At 45.8% G+C, this 17784-nt stretch carries 15 protein-coding genes; 9 read left to right on the top strand and 6 right to left on the bottom strand.

What is annotated here, in order from left to right; translation table 11 throughout:
* Positions 1 to 145 precede the first annotated feature (145 nt).
* Positions 146 to 1306, bottom strand: a complete 1161-nt coding sequence (locus ACF8OV_RS07645; RefSeq protein WP_005461150.1) for a DUF1887 family protein — start codon at positions 1304 to 1306, stop codon at positions 146 to 148.
* Between the two features lie 153 nt (positions 1307 to 1459).
* A complete protein-coding gene (locus ACF8OV_RS07640; protein WP_005481899.1) occupies positions 1460 to 3451 on the bottom strand; it encodes a methyl-accepting chemotaxis protein in 1992 nt (663 codons plus the stop codon).
* Between the two features lie 236 nt (positions 3452 to 3687).
* Here ACF8OV_RS07640 and hinT point away from each other — a divergent pair, with 236 nt between their 5' ends.
* From hinT to ACF8OV_RS07605, 7 genes are all read left to right on the top strand, one after another.
* Positions 3688 to 4038: a purine nucleoside phosphoramidase gene (gene hinT, locus ACF8OV_RS07635; RefSeq protein ID WP_005461572.1), complete on the top strand. Its 351-nt coding sequence runs from the start codon at positions 3688 to 3690 to the stop codon at positions 4036 to 4038.
* A 74-nt stretch (positions 4039 to 4112) separates the two neighbouring features.
* Complete coding sequence (locus ACF8OV_RS07630) at positions 4113 to 5510, top strand: COG3014 family protein (protein WP_203502918.1); 1398 nt, start codon at positions 4113 to 4115, stop codon at positions 5508 to 5510.
* Positions 5510 to 5902 (top strand): YcfL family protein, encoded by a 393-nt coding sequence (locus tag ACF8OV_RS07625; RefSeq protein WP_005456243.1) that lies wholly within the window; start codon positions 5510 to 5512, stop codon positions 5900 to 5902. Before ACF8OV_RS07630 ends, ACF8OV_RS07625 begins: the two co-directional genes overlap by 1 nt.
* A gap of 66 nt (positions 5903 to 5968) precedes the next feature.
* On the top strand, positions 5969 to 6559 hold the full coding sequence (lpoB, locus tag ACF8OV_RS07620; protein WP_005456187.1) for a penicillin-binding protein activator LpoB: 591 nt from the start codon (positions 5969 to 5971) through the stop codon (positions 6557 to 6559).
* 24 nt (positions 6560 to 6583) lie between these two features.
* Positions 6584 to 7465: a thiamine kinase gene (gene thiK / locus ACF8OV_RS07615; protein WP_021485339.1), complete on the top strand. Its 882-nt coding sequence runs from the start codon at positions 6584 to 6586 to the stop codon at positions 7463 to 7465.
* Positions 7466 to 7539: 74 nt separating this feature from the next.
* Positions 7540 to 8079 (top strand): alpha/beta hydrolase YcfP, encoded by a 540-nt coding sequence (gene ycfP / locus ACF8OV_RS07610; protein WP_005456278.1) that lies wholly within the window; start codon positions 7540 to 7542, stop codon positions 8077 to 8079.
* 536 nt (positions 8080 to 8615) lie between these two features.
* Complete coding sequence (locus tag ACF8OV_RS07605; protein ID WP_005456272.1) at positions 8616 to 9905, top strand: NAD(P)/FAD-dependent oxidoreductase; 1290 nt, start codon at positions 8616 to 8618, stop codon at positions 9903 to 9905.
* Positions 9906 to 10038: 133 nt separating this feature from the next.
* Here ACF8OV_RS07605 and ACF8OV_RS07600 read toward each other — a convergent pair whose 3' ends face one another.
* The 4 genes from ACF8OV_RS07600 to ACF8OV_RS07585 form a co-directional block, all read right to left on the bottom strand.
* Positions 10039 to 10587 carry a GNAT family N-acetyltransferase gene (locus ACF8OV_RS07600; protein WP_005481806.1) on the bottom strand — a complete coding sequence of 183 codons (549 nt, stop codon included), beginning with the start codon at positions 10585 to 10587 and terminating at the stop codon, positions 10039 to 10041.
* A gap of 212 nt (positions 10588 to 10799) precedes the next feature.
* Entirely contained in the window at positions 10800 to 11567 is a 768-nt protein-coding gene (locus tag ACF8OV_RS07595; RefSeq protein WP_317676138.1) for a peptidoglycan binding protein CsiV, read from the bottom strand.
* A gap of 7 nt (positions 11568 to 11574) precedes the next feature.
* Positions 11575 to 15036: a transcription-repair coupling factor gene (gene mfd / locus ACF8OV_RS07590; RefSeq protein ID WP_203502915.1), complete on the bottom strand. Its 3462-nt coding sequence runs from the start codon at positions 15034 to 15036 to the stop codon at positions 11575 to 11577.
* A gap of 5 nt (positions 15037 to 15041) precedes the next feature.
* Positions 15042 to 15611 carry a PilZ domain-containing protein gene (locus ACF8OV_RS07585; protein WP_203502913.1) on the bottom strand — a complete coding sequence of 190 codons (570 nt, stop codon included), beginning with the start codon at positions 15609 to 15611 and terminating at the stop codon, positions 15042 to 15044.
* Between the two features lie 264 nt (positions 15612 to 15875).
* Here ACF8OV_RS07585 and lolC point away from each other — a divergent pair, with 264 nt between their 5' ends.
* Both lolC and lolD read left to right on the top strand, forming a co-directional pair.
* Positions 15876 to 17084, top strand: a complete 1209-nt coding sequence (lolC, locus tag ACF8OV_RS07580) for a lipoprotein-releasing ABC transporter permease subunit LolC (protein ID WP_029786973.1) — start codon at positions 15876 to 15878, stop codon at positions 17082 to 17084.
* Positions 17077 to 17784, top strand: a complete 708-nt coding sequence (lolD, locus tag ACF8OV_RS07575; RefSeq protein WP_140347221.1) for a lipoprotein-releasing ABC transporter ATP-binding protein LolD — start codon at positions 17077 to 17079, stop codon at positions 17782 to 17784. The genes lolC and lolD overlap by 8 nt, the downstream gene beginning before the upstream one ends.

Genomic DNA, 17784 nt, shown 5'->3' with positions numbered 1-17784 from the left:
TTGCCTCTGGGTTTTTCTATGCGCCTTGTTCAAGGTGCGGTTTTCTAGATTCTGAAACGCAAAGTGATTGAAGCTAGGATAGGCACTAAAAACAGGCATTAAAAAAGCAGCTCCAGTGAGCTGCTTTCGTGTTTTTAGAGGGCGACTAGATTTCGTCAGAACCGCCAGCGGCTTCAAACCATTTCGCAAGATGCGTTTTGAGATCTTTCAGCTCTTCAGGGCCGATAAGCGCAAGGCCAAGATCCTCTGCACGAGTAATGTCATTGTGACGAAGAGGGCGGAAGCTCACCAGCATAGCGCGTGCTTGTAGACCGCCTAGCAGGTCACGCAAAGATTCCAGTTTGTACAGCGTATCGTCACCATCATCGCGCATGCCTTTCGTTTTACACTCAATGATGTGCAGCTTGTTATTTACAACCGTTGCTACGTCCAGCTCGTTACGTACTTCACTTTCACCCAGCTTACGATATACCTGAACATTCAAAGAGCGATCTTGAATCGTTGGCATAGTGTCTTGGATTTGCTTCACAGTGCTGTGAACCAGAGTCTCCAACCATTCGCCGTTAGAGAATCGACGTGCGTCTTCGTTCGCGAAGGTCAAAATGCCATTTTCGTAAGTCGCGATCTGTGCTTCGACAAGATCCGACAGCAGCATGTTGAGTTCACGGTAGCCTTGTTGCTTCTCAGACAGCTCCACATCCAGCTTCTGCTCCTTACGGCAGGTTGTCGCAAGGTAGTTGAGTGTCGCCAAGCCTGGGCCCAATTCAAGCGCATTTGACGCCCAGCGTTCGCCAAGCTCATACAGTTTTTGATCAAGAAGAGGAGGAAGGTCTACGTGGTGGAACTCGCCGCGCGCACCGAAAATGGTTAGGTAGTCGGAGATAGTAATGTGGTCTTCAACTTGCGTATCTTCTTTGCCATCTGGGTAAAGCCAGCAAAGTTTGTCACTGTTTGGTTCAACTACGAAGATAGGCCAGCGATAAGTACGGAAAACCTCGTAAACCGACAACAATCGATGACGAAGGCCACAGCTTGCGTTCAGTTTGACGTCTTCTCCACGGTCGTGAAGATCTTTCGCGAGCTTTTGAATCGATTGTTTAATCAGGGTTGTATTGACAGCAGACGGAATTTCAAAAAACTCAGAAGTAATCTCTCGCTGCTCTAACACGCTACTCAGTCGGTCAAACATATCTACCTGTGTTTTGTCACCAATGAATACGATATGTGTGCTTAAAGTGCGATTATCCAATAGAGGAGTGACCAATCTCACTGGGTCTTGGTCGATAATACCAACATGAACAGCCATAGATTTTCCTTTTTGTGTGGCCGCTCGAAAAGAGAAGTGCAAGGGATGAGCAGGCCATATTACCCATATGTAGACAAGGCCGAGAAAAAACAAGGGCGACTTCATAAAAAGTCGCCCTTATACAGCTGGTTGCATCAACTATTGCATAAAAATTTACAATTTAAAGCGATGAACTAATTCATTTTGCTGATGAGCAAGCTGAGTGAGAGATTCACTCGTATGAGTGATGCTCGACATCGCGTGGTAACTTTCATCAGCAATATTGTTGATGTCTTCAATGTTGCGCGCAATATCTGCTGAGGTTTCGCTTTGCTCTGCTGCCGCTTGAGAAATGTGCGTACTCATTTGGCTGATTTCGATAATGAGTGCTTGGATCTCTTCCATTGAACTGTTCGCTTTCGAGGCTTGCTCAACCGACATTTCCATATCACTCATGCAGCTTTGAATCACTTGGTTGGCTGACTGAGAGCTCGATTGCAGATTGCTGATCATCGATTCGATTTCTGTGGTGGATTGTGTGGTTTTTGATGCCAGCACACGCACCTCATCCGCTACCACGGCAAATCCGCGTCCTTGCTCTCCTGCACGTGCTGCTTCAATCGCGGCATTGAGAGCCAACAAGTTGGTTTGCTCAGCAATGTTGCGGATGACATCCAAAATTGAGCCAATTTGACCACTCATCTTTTGCAGTTCAGAAACGGCAGACACAGACTCGTGAAGGCGCGTTTCTAGCTGATTGATAGTCGAAATGTTACTACTCATGACATTTCGGCCTTCTTCGGATGCAGACTCAACACGTTGAACCATTTCCAAAGAGCCTTGAGCGCTTTGCGCAACTTCTTGAACCGAGTGAGACATCTCGGTCATAGCCGTTGCCACGTTGGCGGTCTGCTCACGTTGTGCATTCAGCTTAGATTGCGCTTGAGAAGACGTTCGTTCGTTGGTTGTCGCGGTCGAGGCTAAGTTTTCTGATGCCTCATTTAGCTTCACTAGAATGTCGTGCAAGCTGTCCGCTAACGTGTTGATATGGCCACTAACGCGGCTGAACTCGTTGTTAAAGCGAATATCAATACGTTGCGTCATATCGCCTTTAGTCAGGCTCTCTAGCGCATTGAGAATACGTGTTAATGGCTCACGCACACTTTGCGCGATGTGATAGCCGATAGCCGCCGCAAACAAAACCACAACTACACCAATCACAATCGCTTTCGTCACGCCAGCAGAGTAAATGTCACCGGCATCATCAAGAGATTCGTTTAGTTTGTCTGTTGCTGTCGTTGTGAATTGCTCAAGGATAGCCATCGTAGAATCGACTTTGTTAGCTAAGTTCGCAATGTTGTCGTACAGAGCTGCGCGAGCGTTGAGGTAGTTGTTGTGTTGGTCTAGCACACCACCACGCATACCTACGTCACGGGTAAATTGTTCTACGGATTCGCCAAAAGCTTTTTCTAACTCAGGAAGCTGAGTGACCAACCCACGGAATGCGTAGTTCAAGTGCGTTACTGCTTTACGGTTTTTCGTTACCGCTTGCGTAACAAACTCAGGATTGGAGCTGGCCAGCGCATCGGAAGTGATCACTTCGGCATCTTTGAGTTTGATGAAGTAGCTTTTCGCCATAACTTTCACTGAAATACTCGATTGGTCTGCAACGTATTCTTTCAGGCCAACAGAAAGTTCAGTGTTGAGCTTTTGAAAGCGGCGCGATGACTTCTGCACTTCTTCTTGTGCAGAAAACATTGCTTCATAGTTGTCCATTGCTTCGAGTGCTTCGGTAAAGTAGCTTTGCTCTAGTGTCTTCAGTTGAGAAAAAGGTTCGGCAAGAGAAGGGTAGATCTGGCTTGCTGATTCGAGCTGCGCCAAAGTGGATTCAAAACGTTGTTGAGATCTCGCAAACTCCTGACGCATTTCTTCCATGCGCTGTTTATTCTCAGTGGTCAGAAAATCTTTAAAAGACTTGTCGGCAGAAAGCAGTTCCACACTGGTTTGGTTAGATAACGATACAAGGGGCAACGATGATTTAGAGACGGTTTCAAATTTCCCGTGAATATCGTGCATTCCCCCCATCATAATAGCAATTGTGACAGCAAACAGGATGATGATCAGCGCAAAGCCCGCATACATCCTTTTAATAACTGAACCTCGCATAAGTGAGCTTCCTCTCCCAAAAATAGACAACATAAATAAGAATTGTCTTAAAAAAGTAACAAAATTCATTGGATTGTATTGAGTTCGTGACGCACGTTTTATGACGCATACGACAAAAAAAGCTTCGTTTATTAGCATTAGATTGATAATGTTAAGTGAACACTGTTTTTTATTGAGCTCAGCTTTGGGTTGGAGCATACTAAATGGGTTACACACCTTTATAAAATGGAGTCCCCATGGCGGAAGAAACTATCTTTAGTAAAATTATTCGTAAGGAAATCCCAGCAGACATTCTTTACCAAGATGATTTAGTGACCGCGTTTCGCGATATTAACCCTCGCGCGCCAAGCCACATTCTTATCATCCCGAACAAGTTGATTCCGACAACAAACGATGTGGAAGCAGAAGACGAAGCAATGATGGGACGCCTATTCACTGTGGCGAAGAAGCTTGCGAAAGAAGAAGGTATTGCTGAAGACGGTTACCGTTTGATCCTTAATTGCAACCCTCATGGTGGCCAAGAGGTTTACCATATCCACATGCACCTACTAGGCGGTCGTCCTTTAGGCCCAATGGTATTGAGCTAAGCTAATTTGAAAAGGGTGGTGCCTATGCCACCCTATTTATATTCTTTTCTGAGCACACATTTGCGGAGATAAATGTGAAATTAGGTGTGAAGCTGTTTGGACTGATTAGCTGGGTCTTGATGGCGTCTGGCTGCGCTAATTTGTCTGCGGGCAATTTGTTTAGCCACTACAGCGACCAGAATCAAGAAGTTTATCAGGCAGTTGTTGCTGGCAATTATGCCAACGCTGAGCAACTACAATCGAGCGACGTCGGTGGCGAGATCCTTGGCAATTTCGAAAAGGGTCGTATTTCATTCCTTGCGAAAGATTACCCAACCAGCCTCAAAGCTCTCGAAGAGAGCGAACGCGCGGTACGTGTTCAACAAGACCGAGCAACCATTTCTGTTTCTGAAACAGCGACGAGCGTAGGTTCACTTGCTGTAAACGACAATCTTAACGAATACCAACCTGCAGACTACGAACTCGGCTTTTTGCATTTATACCTTGGTCTGAACTATCTACAAAAAAATGATTTAGAAGGCGCACTCGTCGAAGTTCGTCGTGCCAACCAAGTTCAGGAAGCGGCGAGAAAAGCGCGTGAAAAAGAGCTGAAGTCGGCAGAAAAAGATCTTAAAAACCAAGGTATGTCAGCCAACTTAGGCAGCGTGCTCGCGAGTTATCCAGACGCAGGGAAAAAACTCAGCGCGGTGCAAAACGGTTATCTCTTCTATCTTTCTGGTTTGTTGTACGAAGCGTCACGTGATCTTAACAGCGCTTATGTGGATTACCGTCGCGCTTTGGCTGTGATGCCAGATAACAAACAGGTTATTGAAAGCACGATGTACGCCGCGAAAAAGCTCGGTATGCGTGAAGACTTACGTCTGCTTGAAAAACGCTATGGCAAGGCACCGACAGGGTTAAATAAGTCACAAGGACGCGTCATTGTGATTGACGAGCAAGGTGTGGTTGAGGCTTTGCAAGGTTGGCGTATTGATTTACCTATTTTTGACAGTCGCGGCAATGGCGCAATCTACTCATTGGCACTACCTTATTATCCGAAACGTGGGGCACCACGCTTTAGTGATGTGGCTTTGAATGGAACAAAACTGCCTTCTAGTACGTTGGCTGACGTTAATACTATGGCTCAGAATGATTTGAATGAACGCTTAACGACAATAGTGATTCGCCAAGCCATTCGCGTTTGGGCGAAAGACCGAATCAGAAAAGAAGCAGCGAAAAAAGGCGATGACGTCGGCAATATTCTTTTCAACGTTTGGAATACGTTAACAGAACAACCAGATACTCGAAGCTGGCAAACGCTGCCAGCGCAAGTGAAGACAGCCTCACAAATTGTGAAGCCGGGTACACAGCAGCTAAATTTAGGCGATCAAGTCTATCAATTTGACGTACCAGCGCAGCAAACCACACTAGTGTGGGTTTCTCGTCAGGGAGCGCATTCGATGGTATGGCATAAACAATTAGGGAGATTGTAATGAGAGCATGGCTTATTGGCTTAGCAGTCATTATCGGTTTGGCAGGTTGTGCGGACAACACTGCTGGGATCCGAGTTGATGGCCAAACACAAAACGTATTTTTTAACGATAACGTATTGGGCAGCCGACTGTTGGTTGACAACATCACCACGACTTACGTCGATGATCGACCACGTGGTGTGGTGCAGTTAAGCAGTAACTACAAAGGTGACCAGCATATTCTTTATCGCTTCTACTGGTACGACAACAATGGTTTGGAGGTGAACACCAAACCGGGCCCTTGGCGCAAAATGATCGTGCGTGGATTTGAATCTGTGACGCTTTCGGAAGTCACGGTCAATCCAAATGGCACACATTTCCGTGTTCAAATTAGAGAAGCACAAGACGATTAATCTTAACGGCTTTGCCGTAGCTGCCGCGCCAACATGCGCTGGTATTGATATAACTAAGGAACTCTCATGAAAAAAAGTATTATTGCTCTTTTAGGTCTAGCCGTTATTTTGGGTGGTTGTTCTAACAAAGTCTCTTACGGTGATTCACAAGCGACTGAAACGACAACCATCGATTTCGGTTCGACGGACCTACAAAAAATTGCTGGCGAGATGGTAGACAGCATGATGATGTCAGGTTCAGTAGCAGCAATTACTCGTGACCAACGTCCAATCGTGTTTGTTGAGCGAATCAAGAACAAAACCAGTGAGCACATCGACACTGAATCGATCACTGATACTATCTCAACTAAAATGCTGAACTCAGGCAAATTCCGCTTTGTTGATATGGACCGCGTAGAATCGGTTCGTGAACAACTTAACTTCCAAAATACGGACGAGCTTGTTAACCAAAGTACAGCAATTCAGTTTGGTAAAATGGTCGGTGCGCAATACATGCTTTACGGTAACCTTTCTAGCATCGTGAAAAATGCAGGTAGCGATAAAGATGTATACTACAAAATGACAATGCGTTTGATGGATTTGGAAACAGGCCTAATCGAATGGGCTGATGAAACAGAAATCCGCAAAGAGCAATCTAAGAGCCTATTTGGCCTTTAATTGACCATAATGGAGAAGTCATCAATGGCGTGGTTTTCTTGGCAACAAGCAAAACAGTTAGATCCGAGCTTAAATGCGTTAGATGGCTTCTTTTCAGAACCTCCGGTGAAGGTGCAAACCGTCACCGGAGGGCTCACCAACCGCTGTTGGCGGTTGGAATCTTCTCAAGGCCTTGCTTATGTCTGGCGACCGACCAGCAACGTATGCAAGGCTTTTTCTATCTCTCGTCATAACGAGTATCAAGTTCTTCATGCTATCGAGCCGCTAAATCTCGGGCCAAAGCCGATCTTCGTTCATGAGCAAGGGTTGTTAGTGGAGTGGATCGATGGGATCACGCTGACAAAAGATGGCATCGAGTTGGAAGAGCTCTTACCCATCGCGGCGACCATTCATCAATACCATTCGAGCTCCATACCTGTTGTGCCATTTTCTTACATCTCGCGAATTGATCATTATTGGTTGGAGTTAGAAGGAAAGTACGTCGGTTCAGAATTTGAAACTCTATACAAACAGTGGCGTTCTGAACCTAGTGTTGAGCAAATTCCGTTAGCGCTGTGTCACTTTGATTTGGGGTGTTACAACCTAGTTCGGGGAGAGCAGGGCGTGAAAGTCATTGATTGGGAGTACGCAAGCCTTGCAGACCCAAGATTGGATTTAACGCTCATTTTGCAAATTACCGATTCGCCAATAGAAGAGTCGGTTGAACGCTATTGCCAGATTCGAAATATTGAAAATACCTCAGTTTGGCTTGAAGGAGTAAAAGCGTGGCAACCCCGCACTTTAGTGATGGCAATGCTTTGGTACTTGCTTGCTTATAAATTATGGGGAGATGAACAATACTTAAACAGTGCGCAAGAGTTTAAAGACTTATTGTGTTTAGAAGATCACTGTTTTGAGAACTCGTGACGTTTTCCCCTTTATCAGTAAGGAAATAGTGGTAGTTTTAAAAAAAGTACCAGATTTTACAGGGAGAGGTACACATGATTATTTACTTGCACGGCTTTGATAGTACAAGCCCAGGTAACCACGAAAAAGTTCTTCAACTACAGTTCATCGATGACGATGTCCGTTTCATTAATTACAGCACGCTTCATCCTAAACATGACATGCAGCACCTGCTAAAAGAAGTGTCGAAGGTTATCGATCAGTCTGATGATCCTAATCCACTTATCTGTGGGGTTGGCCTGGGTGGGTATTGGTCTGAACGTATTGGTTTCTTGTGTGGTATTAAGCAAGTGATGTTCAATCCGAACTTACATCCAGAAAACACCATGGCTGGTCGCATCGATCGACCAGAAGAATACGAAGATATTGCAACGAAGTGTGTAGATCAGTTCAGAGCTAAAAACCAAGGGCGCTGTTTAGTGATTTTGTCGAAAGAAGATGAAATTCATGACAATACAAAAACGGCTTCTGAGTTAGAAAAGCACTACGACATTATCTGGGATGAATCGCAGTCACATAAGTTCAAGAAAATCTCTCAGCATCTTCAAGCGATGAAAGAGTTCAAAAATACCTAGTACGCAAAACTCATTGTTTACGATTTAAACAGCACTGCTTGCAGTGCTGTTTTTCTATCTGTCCCATTTCGCTTTTTGCTGGATTACTCCAGCTCACATTTTCAGCCGTTTAAAGGCAAGAATATTGTGTTCTTTCTATGGTTTTCTTACTGATGAACTATGTGGCACGAATACCTTGTTGTAGAGTAGTCGAAAAGTAGTCAATCCGCATCCAGAGTAAGGATTTTGGTTGCCTTCAAAGGATGGCTCTATATAATGAACCAGACTAAAATAATTTGATAAATATCAAAAAAAATTGAGAGCGAGTGAGAAACTTGCCCACTTTTGTCTGGAATCGTATGTTTCAGGCGATGTAAATGATGCCCAATGAACAAACAGTAATAACAACGAAAAACATAGGCATCCGTTTTAATCCAAACAAGCTGAGACACCTCTAAGAACCAAGAATTCATCGGTTGGATGTTTTACTGCAGATTTGCTGTGAGTGAGACATCGGGCTGAACCCCATATATTCATTTTTGTAGAGGAAAATCATTGTGACACGCATTATCGTTGTAGGCGGCGGTGCTGGTGGCCTTGAGTTGGCGACTAAGCTTGGCCGTACTCTTGGTCGTAAGAACCGTGCGCAAATTACGCTAGTAGACCGTAAAGCGAGCCACTTGTGGAAACCACTGTTGCACGAAGTTGCAACGGGTTCTTTGGACGAAGGTGTTGACGCTTTGAGCTACCGTGCTCATGCGAAAAACCATAGCTTCGATTTCCAAATGGGTAGCCTTCAAGACATCGACCGTGAACGTAAAGTGATCATTTTAAGTGAACTGAAAGACGAGCACGGTGAACTTCTTATGCCAAGCCGCGAGCTAGAATACGATCTTCTAGTGATGGCGATTGGTTCAACATCGAACGATTTCAACACTCCAGGCGTTCGCGAAAACTGTATTTTCCTAGATAGCCCAGAACAAGCGCACCGTTTCCGTACAGAAATGAACAATGAGTTCCTAAAGCTGCATGCGAAAAATGGTAACGGCACAGTGGATATCGCGATCGTTGGTGCTGGTGCAACGGGCGTTGAGCTATCGGCTGAGCTGCACAATGCCGTGAAAGAACTTCGCACTTACGGATTTGGTGATCTAGATTCAAGCAAGCTGAATGTTAACCTGATTGAAGCGGGCGAGCGCATTCTTCCTGCATTGCCACCACGTATTTCGTCTGCGGCGCATCAAGAGCTTGTTAAGCTGGGTGTAAACGTTCGCACAGCAACGATGGTGACTAAGGCGGAGAAAGACGGCCTAACTACCAAAGATGGCGAAAAGATTCCTGCGCAAATCATGGTTTGGGCTGCGGGTATCAAAGCACCTGATTTCATCAAAGACATTGCAGGTCTAGAAACAAACCGTATTAACCAATTGGTTGTGAAAGGAACACTGCAAACAACGCGTGATGACGATATTTTTGTTATCGGCGACTTGGCGCAATGCACACAACCAGACGGCTCATTTGTGCCACCTCGTGCGCAAGCTGCGCACCAAATGGCTAGCCAAGCGTTCAGCAACATTGTGGCGAAGCTAAATGGTCGTGAGTTGAAAAACTATGTGTACAAAGACCATGGTTCTTTAGTGTCTCTAAGCCGCTTCTCTACAGTAGGTAGCTTGATGGGCAACTTAACCAAAGGTTCGATGATGGTTGAAGGCCGTATTGCACGTGTTGTTTATATCTCACTATACCGCATGCACTTGATGGCACTTCACGGCGTGTTCAAAACAGGCTTGATGATGCTGGTTGGCCGCATTAACCGTGTATTGCGTCCAAACCTTAAGCTTCATTAATATCGGCGATTCAGCCAGTTTCAGTGTTGAAACTATAGAATAGAAAAAGCCACCGCAAGTCGGTGGCTTTTTATTTTTTTCTATTTTGTCCCGTCCCAAATAAAGCTTACACCTTCCAACGCTTACCGCTGTCTTACAGCAAATCAGTTGGCAGAAGTGAATACACGACGCCATCTTTTGGTTTGCCATGGAAAATAAATCGATTTCTGGCGATGGCTTCTTTTTTTGCTCCAACGGATTCGATCAACGCTTGGCTGGCGTTGTTATCAGGATCACAAACGATTTCAATACGAGTTAAGCTCAGTTTCGCAAAACAAAATTCTGCCAACGCTTTAATCGCCTCTTGAGCGTAGCCTTGTCTTTGGTAACGGTCTGCTACCCAATAACCAATACTCGCCATATTAAACGTATGGTAAAGCTCATTCACGGCTGCCATTCCCAGCAAGGTATTGCTATCTCTATCATAAATACCGAAACCAAATGCTTCCGTTTTGACCCAATTTAAACGTGTTGCTAGTAGAAAGTCTTGGGCATCTTTTAGCGAGACTTCTGCGTCACACCAATCAAGCCAAGTATGCAAAGATGGGGATTGGGAGAGCAATCGTTGTAGCGAGTGAGCGTCATCTGCTGGGATAAGACGAAGGGCTAGGCGAGGGGTGATGATTTCAAAATCTGGGCTCATGAATAAATACGACTTCCATTGCTGATTTTAGAGATACCGACCTTTCGTTCCTTAGGTCATTGTAGTTGCTGGCTTGGGTTTACTTCGCTCAAAGGCTAAGGCTTCAAACCGAGTGACTACTGGCATGGTTGTGATTAAATGAGTTTAGGTGATATGAAGTGGCAGATAAAACAAAGCGCAGCGATTGCTGCGCTTTGTAGAACTGTCGAAGTTTAGTTAACTCGACGCACTTGGATGATCATTCCCATTAGAGGGTTGTCTAAGTAGTGCGTTTCGCTGCTTTTCATGCGGCGTTTTTGATCCAATCGGTAGCTCTTTAAGAAGGTTTCTTCAGTCACCGTTGGTGAGATTTCTGCGAGGTTACCCACTTGAACGTTGCCGTCAACATCACCGAGTTCATCATTCAACTGGTCAGTTGATTTAGACTCAAAGCGAACTTCACGAACGCTTGGTTCACGCAAATCCAGCGTGGTTTCTGCAAACAAGTAATGCTGCACGTAAATTTGGAATTTGCCATCTAACTCATACAGTGGGCCGTTGATGGTTTCTTCGTTATAGCCATCGCTAGAGTAGCTGTTATTGCCATTAATCGGGCTACCATCTGCATTGTAAGAGCCAGAGAAATCACGACCACCTACAATTCGAAAGATTGGCGCGATTGCTTTACCTCGATCACCTTGACGCCATGCTACGTGTTTTAGCACTTTAAATCCGGCATGATTGTTCAGCGCCGCTTCTTGTGCGTTTAAGCGGAAAGAAGAGCGAGGTAACAGAGTTACGCCTTTAGAACGGCGGTAGGCTTCGCTGTCCAAACTGCCGACATTTTCCATGTCGATTTTAGGCAGTTGGTTTGGCCAAGATTCAGTAGTGCTTTCAGCGTCGACTGCTCGCTTGAAAATAATTACTTCAATATCAAATTGACGCGCAGCCCAAGAAGGCATTGAGACACATAGAAGCAATAACGGGATCAATATTCTCATTCGACTATTAGCTCGTTGGTAATAAATTCTGTTTAAAATCATTCAGTAAGTCTTGTACAAACTGAATGCGTTTACGTCGGTCCGCCAATGGTACGCTAAACTTGAACTTAGTTGGACCTTCCATTGCAAATTTTTGCGGCTGTGATTGCAGGAGTTTAACTAAATACGCTGGATTTATGTCAGCATCAGGGTAAAACTCGATAAATCCACCTTTATCATGGGCTTCTATCTTCTTCGCTTTAATACTACCTGCGGCAAATTTCAATTCTGAGACAGCCAGCAAGTTCTTCGCGGCATCAGGAAGTACGCCAAAGCGGTCGATCAGCTCAACTTTTAATTCGGATAGCTCATCGCTGTCGCTCACACTCGCAATTCGTTTGTACATCGACAGACGCGTATTGACGTCTGGAATGTAATCATCAGGCAGTAGCGCTGGGATTCTCAGTTCCACTTCTGTTTGTTCGCGAAGCAGATCATCCAATGATGGCTCTTTACCTTCTTTCAACGCTTCAACCGCTTGTTCAAGCATTTCCATATACAGTGTAAAACCAACCGATTGAATTTGACCACTTTGTTCGTCACCAAGCAGTTCACCAGCGCCACGAATTTCCAAATCGTGCGTTGCCAGAGTAAAGCCCGCGCCTAAGTCTTCCAGTGAAGCAATGGCATCGAGACGTTTAATGGCATCTTTGGTCATTGCTTTTGGATGTGGCGTTAACAAATAAGCATAGGCTTGATGGTGAGAGCGACCAACACGGCCACGCAATTGATGCAGTTGCGCCAAGCCAAGGTTGTCAGCACGATCCATAATGATTGTGTTGGCCGTCGGAACGTCGATACCCGTTTCAATGATGGTGGTACACACCAACACGTTAAAGCGCTGGTGGTAGAAATCATTCATGATGCGTTCTAGTTCGCGTTCACGCATTTGGCCATGTGCCACGGTAATACGGGCTTCTGGAATGAGTTTTTGTAAGTCTTCTGCCGTTTTTTCAATGGTTTCTACCTGATTGTGTAGGAAGTAAACCTGACCACCACGCATAATTTCACGCAGTACGGCTTCTCGCACCACGGACTCTTCACGTTCACGAACAAATGTCTTGATAGCTAAACGGCGTGCTGGTGGTGTGGCGATGATCGACAAATCACGCATACCACTCATTGCCATGTTCAGCGTACGAGGAATCGGCGTTGCCGTTAGGGTAAGAATGTCCACATCGGCGCGCATCGCTTTGACTTTCTCTTTTTGACGAACACCGAAGCGATGCTCTTCGTCGACAATCAACAAACCCAAATCTTTGAATTTGATGTCGCTGGAGAGCAATTTGTGCGTACCGACGACGATATCAACTTTGCCATCCGCCACATCTTGCAAAATCACTTTTTGCTCTTTGGCTGATTTAAAGCGAGAAAGCACCTCGACTCGGATTGGCAAGTTCGCGAAGCGGTCACGGAAGTTTTCAAAATGCTGCTGAGCAAGCAGGGTTGTTGGCACGAGTACGGCAACTTGCTTGCTGTTGTCCGTAGCAACAAAGGCCGCACGCATGGCAACTTCTGTTTTACCAAAACCAACGTCACCACACACCAAGCGATCCATGGCTTTTGCTTGGCACATATCGGAAAGTACCGCGTTGATTGCCATGGCTTGATCATCGGTTTCTTCAAACGGGAATGTTGCCTTGAAGGTCGCGTATTGGCCACGATCCAAGGCAAATTTAAAGCCCGGTTTTAGCTCACGCTTCGCGTATACATCAAGTAGCTCTGCTGCAACATCGCGTACTTTCTCAGCTGCTTTTCGACGTGCTTTCGACCACGCTTCACCGCCAAGTTTGTGCAGAGGAGTCGTTTCTTCAGCTCCACCAGAGTAACGGCTGATCAAGTTTAGCGAGGAAACGGGAACATAAAGTTTGGCGTCGTTTTGATATTCAAGCGTCACATACTCGGTTTTCATTCCCCCCGCTTCAAGGGTTTGCAGACCAATGTAGCGACCGATGCCGTGGTCAATATGAACAACAGGTTGGCCTGGTTTCAGTTCGGCAAGGTGGCGAATAACAGTGTCACTGTTGACGGCTTTTTTGTCTTTGCGACGGCGTTGAATTACGCGATCGCCAAGCAAGTCACTTTCGCATATCAGCGCGAAATTCAGCTCGTCATGAATAAAGCCGTGTTCTGCTGAACCAAGAATCAACGTGAAACGGTGGTCTGACTCCAAAGCGTGATACAGCGATTCTTGCACCACTGGGCGAACTTTGATGCCTTGCAGAAGCTCAGTCAGGGCTTCGCGTCGACCTTCTGATTCCACTGAAAAGATGATTTTGCCCGTAAATTGTTCGCTGAATTGGCGCAGACGAGACAATGGCTCTTTGTTTTGCTGTTGAACACCAAGTTCTGCCAGTGTTTGTACCGCTAAGTTTTGGCGGCCAGCACGTTTCACTACTTTCTCTAGGCTGAGCTGTGCCTGAGGAAGTTGTTTGAAGTGTGCAAACAATTCGTCTTTCTTGAGCCACAAATCATGTGGGGCAAGAAGTGGACGCAGAGGATCAATTTTCTTTTGATCGTAGCGATACTCGACGTCATTTAAGAATGTGTCGACGGCTGCTTCAATGTCGCCGTATGTGATCAGCTGCGAATCTTCAGGTAAGTAGTCGAACAGGGTTTCGGTATGGTCGAAGAACAGTGGTTGCCAGTATTCAATGCCTGCCGGCCACGTTCCTTTGGTGACTTGCATGTAGATGGATTCTGGCTCGCGTCTCGCCTCAAACTGGGTGCGCCAACGAGTACGGAAATCTTCAATCGCTTCTTTCGTCGTTGGGAATTCATGCGCAGGCAGTAATTGGATTTGCTGAATGTCTTCAATAGAACGCTGGTTTTCTGGATCGAAAGTGCGAATGGTGTCGATTTCATCATCGAAAAAGTCAATACGGTAAGGATCAGCACTGCCCATCGGGAATAAGTCGAGAATCGAACCTCGGCTCGCGTATTCACCCGGCCCAAACACTTGGTCTACATGACGGTAACCCGAGTTCTCTAGTTGCACTCTCAGGTTTTCTAGCGAGAAATTATCGCCTGTTTTGACCATTAGTGTGTGCTGTAACAAAAATTCTCGCGGAGATTGGCGCTGAAGAACAGTGCTGACTGGCACGATAGTGACACCGCCACGTTGATTCGGCAGTTGGTATAGGCGAGCAATACGGTCAGAAATGATCTCTTGGTGTGGAGAAAAATTGTCGTATGGCAACGTTTCCCAATCAGGGAAAAGGCTTACCGGTTGGTCGGTAAACTGTTCGATTTCTGCTTGCAGTTTCAACGCGATCTGCGGATCTGGCACAACCAGTAGTGAGTGACTTGAATGCTGCTTGGCCAGTTCGGCAATAGCGAGTGGCAGCGCTGCACCGGGTAAGTTGCCAAGTTGTTTTTTGTCGCCACGCTCAGTTGGATTGGTGACGGAAAGTATCGTTGCTTTAGTCATAGGAGTTATTTTTTATCTCGCTCCAGTGAGCGCTGACGTAAAAGTTTTTGTTGTTGATATAAAGCGGCTTTAATGAGCAAATCTTGGTCTGCTTCTCTGAGCATTTTATATCTAAGAGTGACGACGAACCCTTGCTCAGAGACGACACATTCTACGACTTGAGCGTAGCAGTAAATTGCCGCAGCAGGATGGTCAAGAAAGAGTTTCACTCGGACAAATTGGTCCGTTTCTACTGGGCTTGATGAGCGGTAAATCAACTGACTTGCACCAAATTGAGTGGTCTGGAAGCGAACCGAAATATCATCTTGTTGAGACAACATAAAGCTCAGCAGTAAGTTGAGTTTTGAATTTTGCGTGTCGAGCAAACTAATAACGTGTTTAAGCTCTTTATTTTGCAGCTCTAGGCGTGCGTTATCTGCCAATGTATCTAAGTGGCTGAACTCGCTCGCGACAATAAAAGGCGCAGGAATTTCTGACACAAACGTTTGTTCGTCTGGCAAAGCAAAATCGGTCCCCAAGGCTTCCACGTTAATGGTGAGGTTATGGTGAACGGTGAAGTATTCTTGCTCTGTCATAAATCGGTCCTTTGTTGCCAGCGAGCACTCTCATTTCACGAATAATAAGAGGGATAGGGCACTGATTATCGCTAACTGAATGAAGTTATCAAGTTTACCACTACTGCGTTTGAACTTTTTGCCCTAAATGCAGACTTATTGCATGTCGTTGACAAATTTAGCGATTATCTTGTCTTCTTCATGAGAAGAGTAAGGTAAGATAACTCTTATTATTTAGAACTAGGGTCAATCGCCCTTATTAGAAAACCAGTTGGTTTGTCCTGTATGTATCATCCTATCTCTTTGTTTATTGGCTTGAGATATCTTCGGGGACGCTCCGGAGATAGGTTTAGCCGATTTGTTTCTTATATGTCGACGGCGGGCATCACGATCGGTGTGATGGCGTTGGTCACTGTGCTTTCGGTTATGAACGGATTCGAAGCACAACTGAAAGAGCGCATTCTTGGTGTTCTTCCTCACGCGGTGATTTCTCAACATGATGGTCGCACTCCACTGACGGAGTCTGCGCCGCAATTCATTCAAGCGATGTCGGATGTTGCTGAGCCAGAACCTGTTGTTCGCGGAGAGGCGGTAATTCAAAGTTCGGCACAACTGACGGCAGGTTATTTGATTGGGATTGAGCCTAAGAAAGGCGACCCGATTGCCAACCATTTGATTGCGGGTCGTTTGTCTTCTCTTCAAGCAGGAGAGTACAAAGTGTTTCTTGGCCACAGTTTAGCGCGCTCTCTTAAGGTTTCTATTGGCGACAAAGTTCGTTTAATGGTGACAAACGCCACGCAGTTTACCCCTCTTGGTCGAATCCCTAGTCAGCGCAACTTCACAGTGGCTGGTATTTTTAATACCGGTTCGGATGTCGATGGCCAGCTTATGATCGTCAATATGGCGGATGCAGCTAAGTTAATGCGCCTGCCCAAAGATACCGTATCTGGCTGGCGAGTGTTTTTCTCTGACCCATTTATGGTGACGGATTTCGCTGATAAACCGATGCCAGCAGGGTGGCAGTGGAGTGATTGGCGTGCACAACGTGGTGAGCTTTTCCAAGCTGTAAAAATGGAAAAGAATATGATGGGCTTAATGCTAGGTCTCATTGTCGGCGTTGCAGCGTTTAACATCATTTCTGCTTTGATCATGGTGGTGATGGAAAAACAATCTGAAGTCGCGATTTTGAAAACGCAGGGTATGACGCAATCGCAAGTCATGACGATTTTCATGGTGCAAGGCGCAAGTAGTGGTGTGATTGGGGCTATTGTCGGCGGAGCGGTTGGCGTGGCGTTGTCACTCAACCTCAACGCCATTTTGGAATCGGCTGGCGTGGCTCTGTTCAGCTTTGGCGGGCATTTACCAATTGTGATTGATTCTTTCCAAATTCTATTAGTGGTAGTGCTAGCGATTGCTCTGAGTCTGGCTGCTACTGTTTATCCTTCTTACCGAGCATCTTCTGTTAAACCTGCTGAGGCACTTCGCTATGAATAAGCTATTAGAATGTCGTGATATTCGTAAAGTATACCGAGAAGGTTCGTTGGATACGGAAGTCTTGAAAGGCGTGAGCTTTGATATCGATAAAGGTGAGCTCGTTTCGATTGTTGGCTCATCGGGCTCAGGTAAGAGTACGCTGCTTCATATCCTTGGCGCATTGGACGACGCAACGCAAGGTGAAGTCGATTTTTTAGGGCAGAGCCTATCGGCGTTAAGCTCCAATAAGCAGGCTGCTTTGCGCAACAAACATCTTGGTTTTGTGTATCAATTTCACCACTTACTTGCTGATTTTACGGCACTTGAAAATGTCGCAATGCCACTGCTGATTGGCGGTACTAAAGTGACAGAAGCTAAACAGGCGGCAAAAGCGCTGCTTGAGAAAGTGGGCTTGAGCCATCGTATGGATCACCGCCCATCAGAGCTGTCTGGTGGTGAGCGCCAGCGCGTGGCCATTGCTCGTGCTCTTGTGAACAAGCCTGACTTAGTTTTGGCTGACGAACCAACTGGTAATCTGGATCATAATACGGCTTTGGCGATTTACGATTTGATGCGTGAACTAAACAAAGAGTCGAACATCGCCTTTTTGGTGGTGACGCATGACAACGAACTCGCAGCAAAAATGGACCGTCAGATGCACATGCAAGATGGCCTTCTGGTGGATCGTTTGATGACCAAATCTGCATCGGTGGAGGGCTAG

Origin of the sequence: Vibrio sp. GLN_1 (assembly GCF_043106015.1) — a bacterium.
GTDB classification, from domain to species: domain Bacteria; phylum Pseudomonadota; class Gammaproteobacteria; order Enterobacterales; family Vibrionaceae; genus Vibrio; species Vibrio parahaemolyticus.
This window is presented reverse-complemented; position numbering and strand designations above follow the sequence as displayed.

Excerpts from the sequence above, each read along its gene's own strand:
- ACF8OV_RS07645 (WP_005461150.1), bottom strand. The coding sequence starts at position 1,306 with ATGGCTGTTCATGTTGGTATTATCGACCAAGACCCAGTGAGATTGGTC.
- ACF8OV_RS07640 (WP_005481899.1), bottom strand. The coding sequence starts at position 3,451 with ATGCGAGGTTCAGTTATTAAAAGGATGTATGCGGGCTTTGCGCTGATC.
- hinT (WP_005461572.1), top strand. The coding sequence starts at position 3,688 with ATGGCGGAAGAAACTATCTTTAGTAAAATTATTCGTAAGGAAATCCCA.
- ACF8OV_RS07625 (WP_005456243.1), top strand. The coding sequence starts at position 5,510 with ATGAGAGCATGGCTTATTGGCTTAGCAGTCATTATCGGTTTGGCAGGT.
- lpoB (WP_005456187.1), top strand. The coding sequence starts at position 5,969 with ATGAAAAAAAGTATTATTGCTCTTTTAGGTCTAGCCGTTATTTTGGGT.
- thiK (WP_021485339.1), top strand. The coding sequence starts at position 6,584 with ATGGCGTGGTTTTCTTGGCAACAAGCAAAACAGTTAGATCCGAGCTTA.
- ycfP (WP_005456278.1), top strand. The coding sequence starts at position 7,540 with ATGATTATTTACTTGCACGGCTTTGATAGTACAAGCCCAGGTAACCAC.
- ACF8OV_RS07600 (WP_005481806.1), bottom strand. The coding sequence starts at position 10,587 with ATGAGCCCAGATTTTGAAATCATCACCCCTCGCCTAGCCCTTCGTCTT.
- ACF8OV_RS07595 (WP_317676138.1), bottom strand. The coding sequence starts at position 11,567 with ATGAGAATATTGATCCCGTTATTGCTTCTATGTGTCTCAATGCCTTCT.
- mfd (WP_203502915.1), bottom strand. The coding sequence starts at position 15,036 with ATGACTAAAGCAACGATACTTTCCGTCACCAATCCAACTGAGCGTGGC.
- ACF8OV_RS07585 (WP_203502913.1), bottom strand. The coding sequence starts at position 15,611 with ATGACAGAGCAAGAATACTTCACCGTTCACCATAACCTCACCATTAAC.
- lolC (WP_029786973.1), top strand. The coding sequence starts at position 15,876 with ATGTATCATCCTATCTCTTTGTTTATTGGCTTGAGATATCTTCGGGGA.
- lolD (WP_140347221.1), top strand. The coding sequence starts at position 17,077 with ATGAATAAGCTATTAGAATGTCGTGATATTCGTAAAGTATACCGAGAA.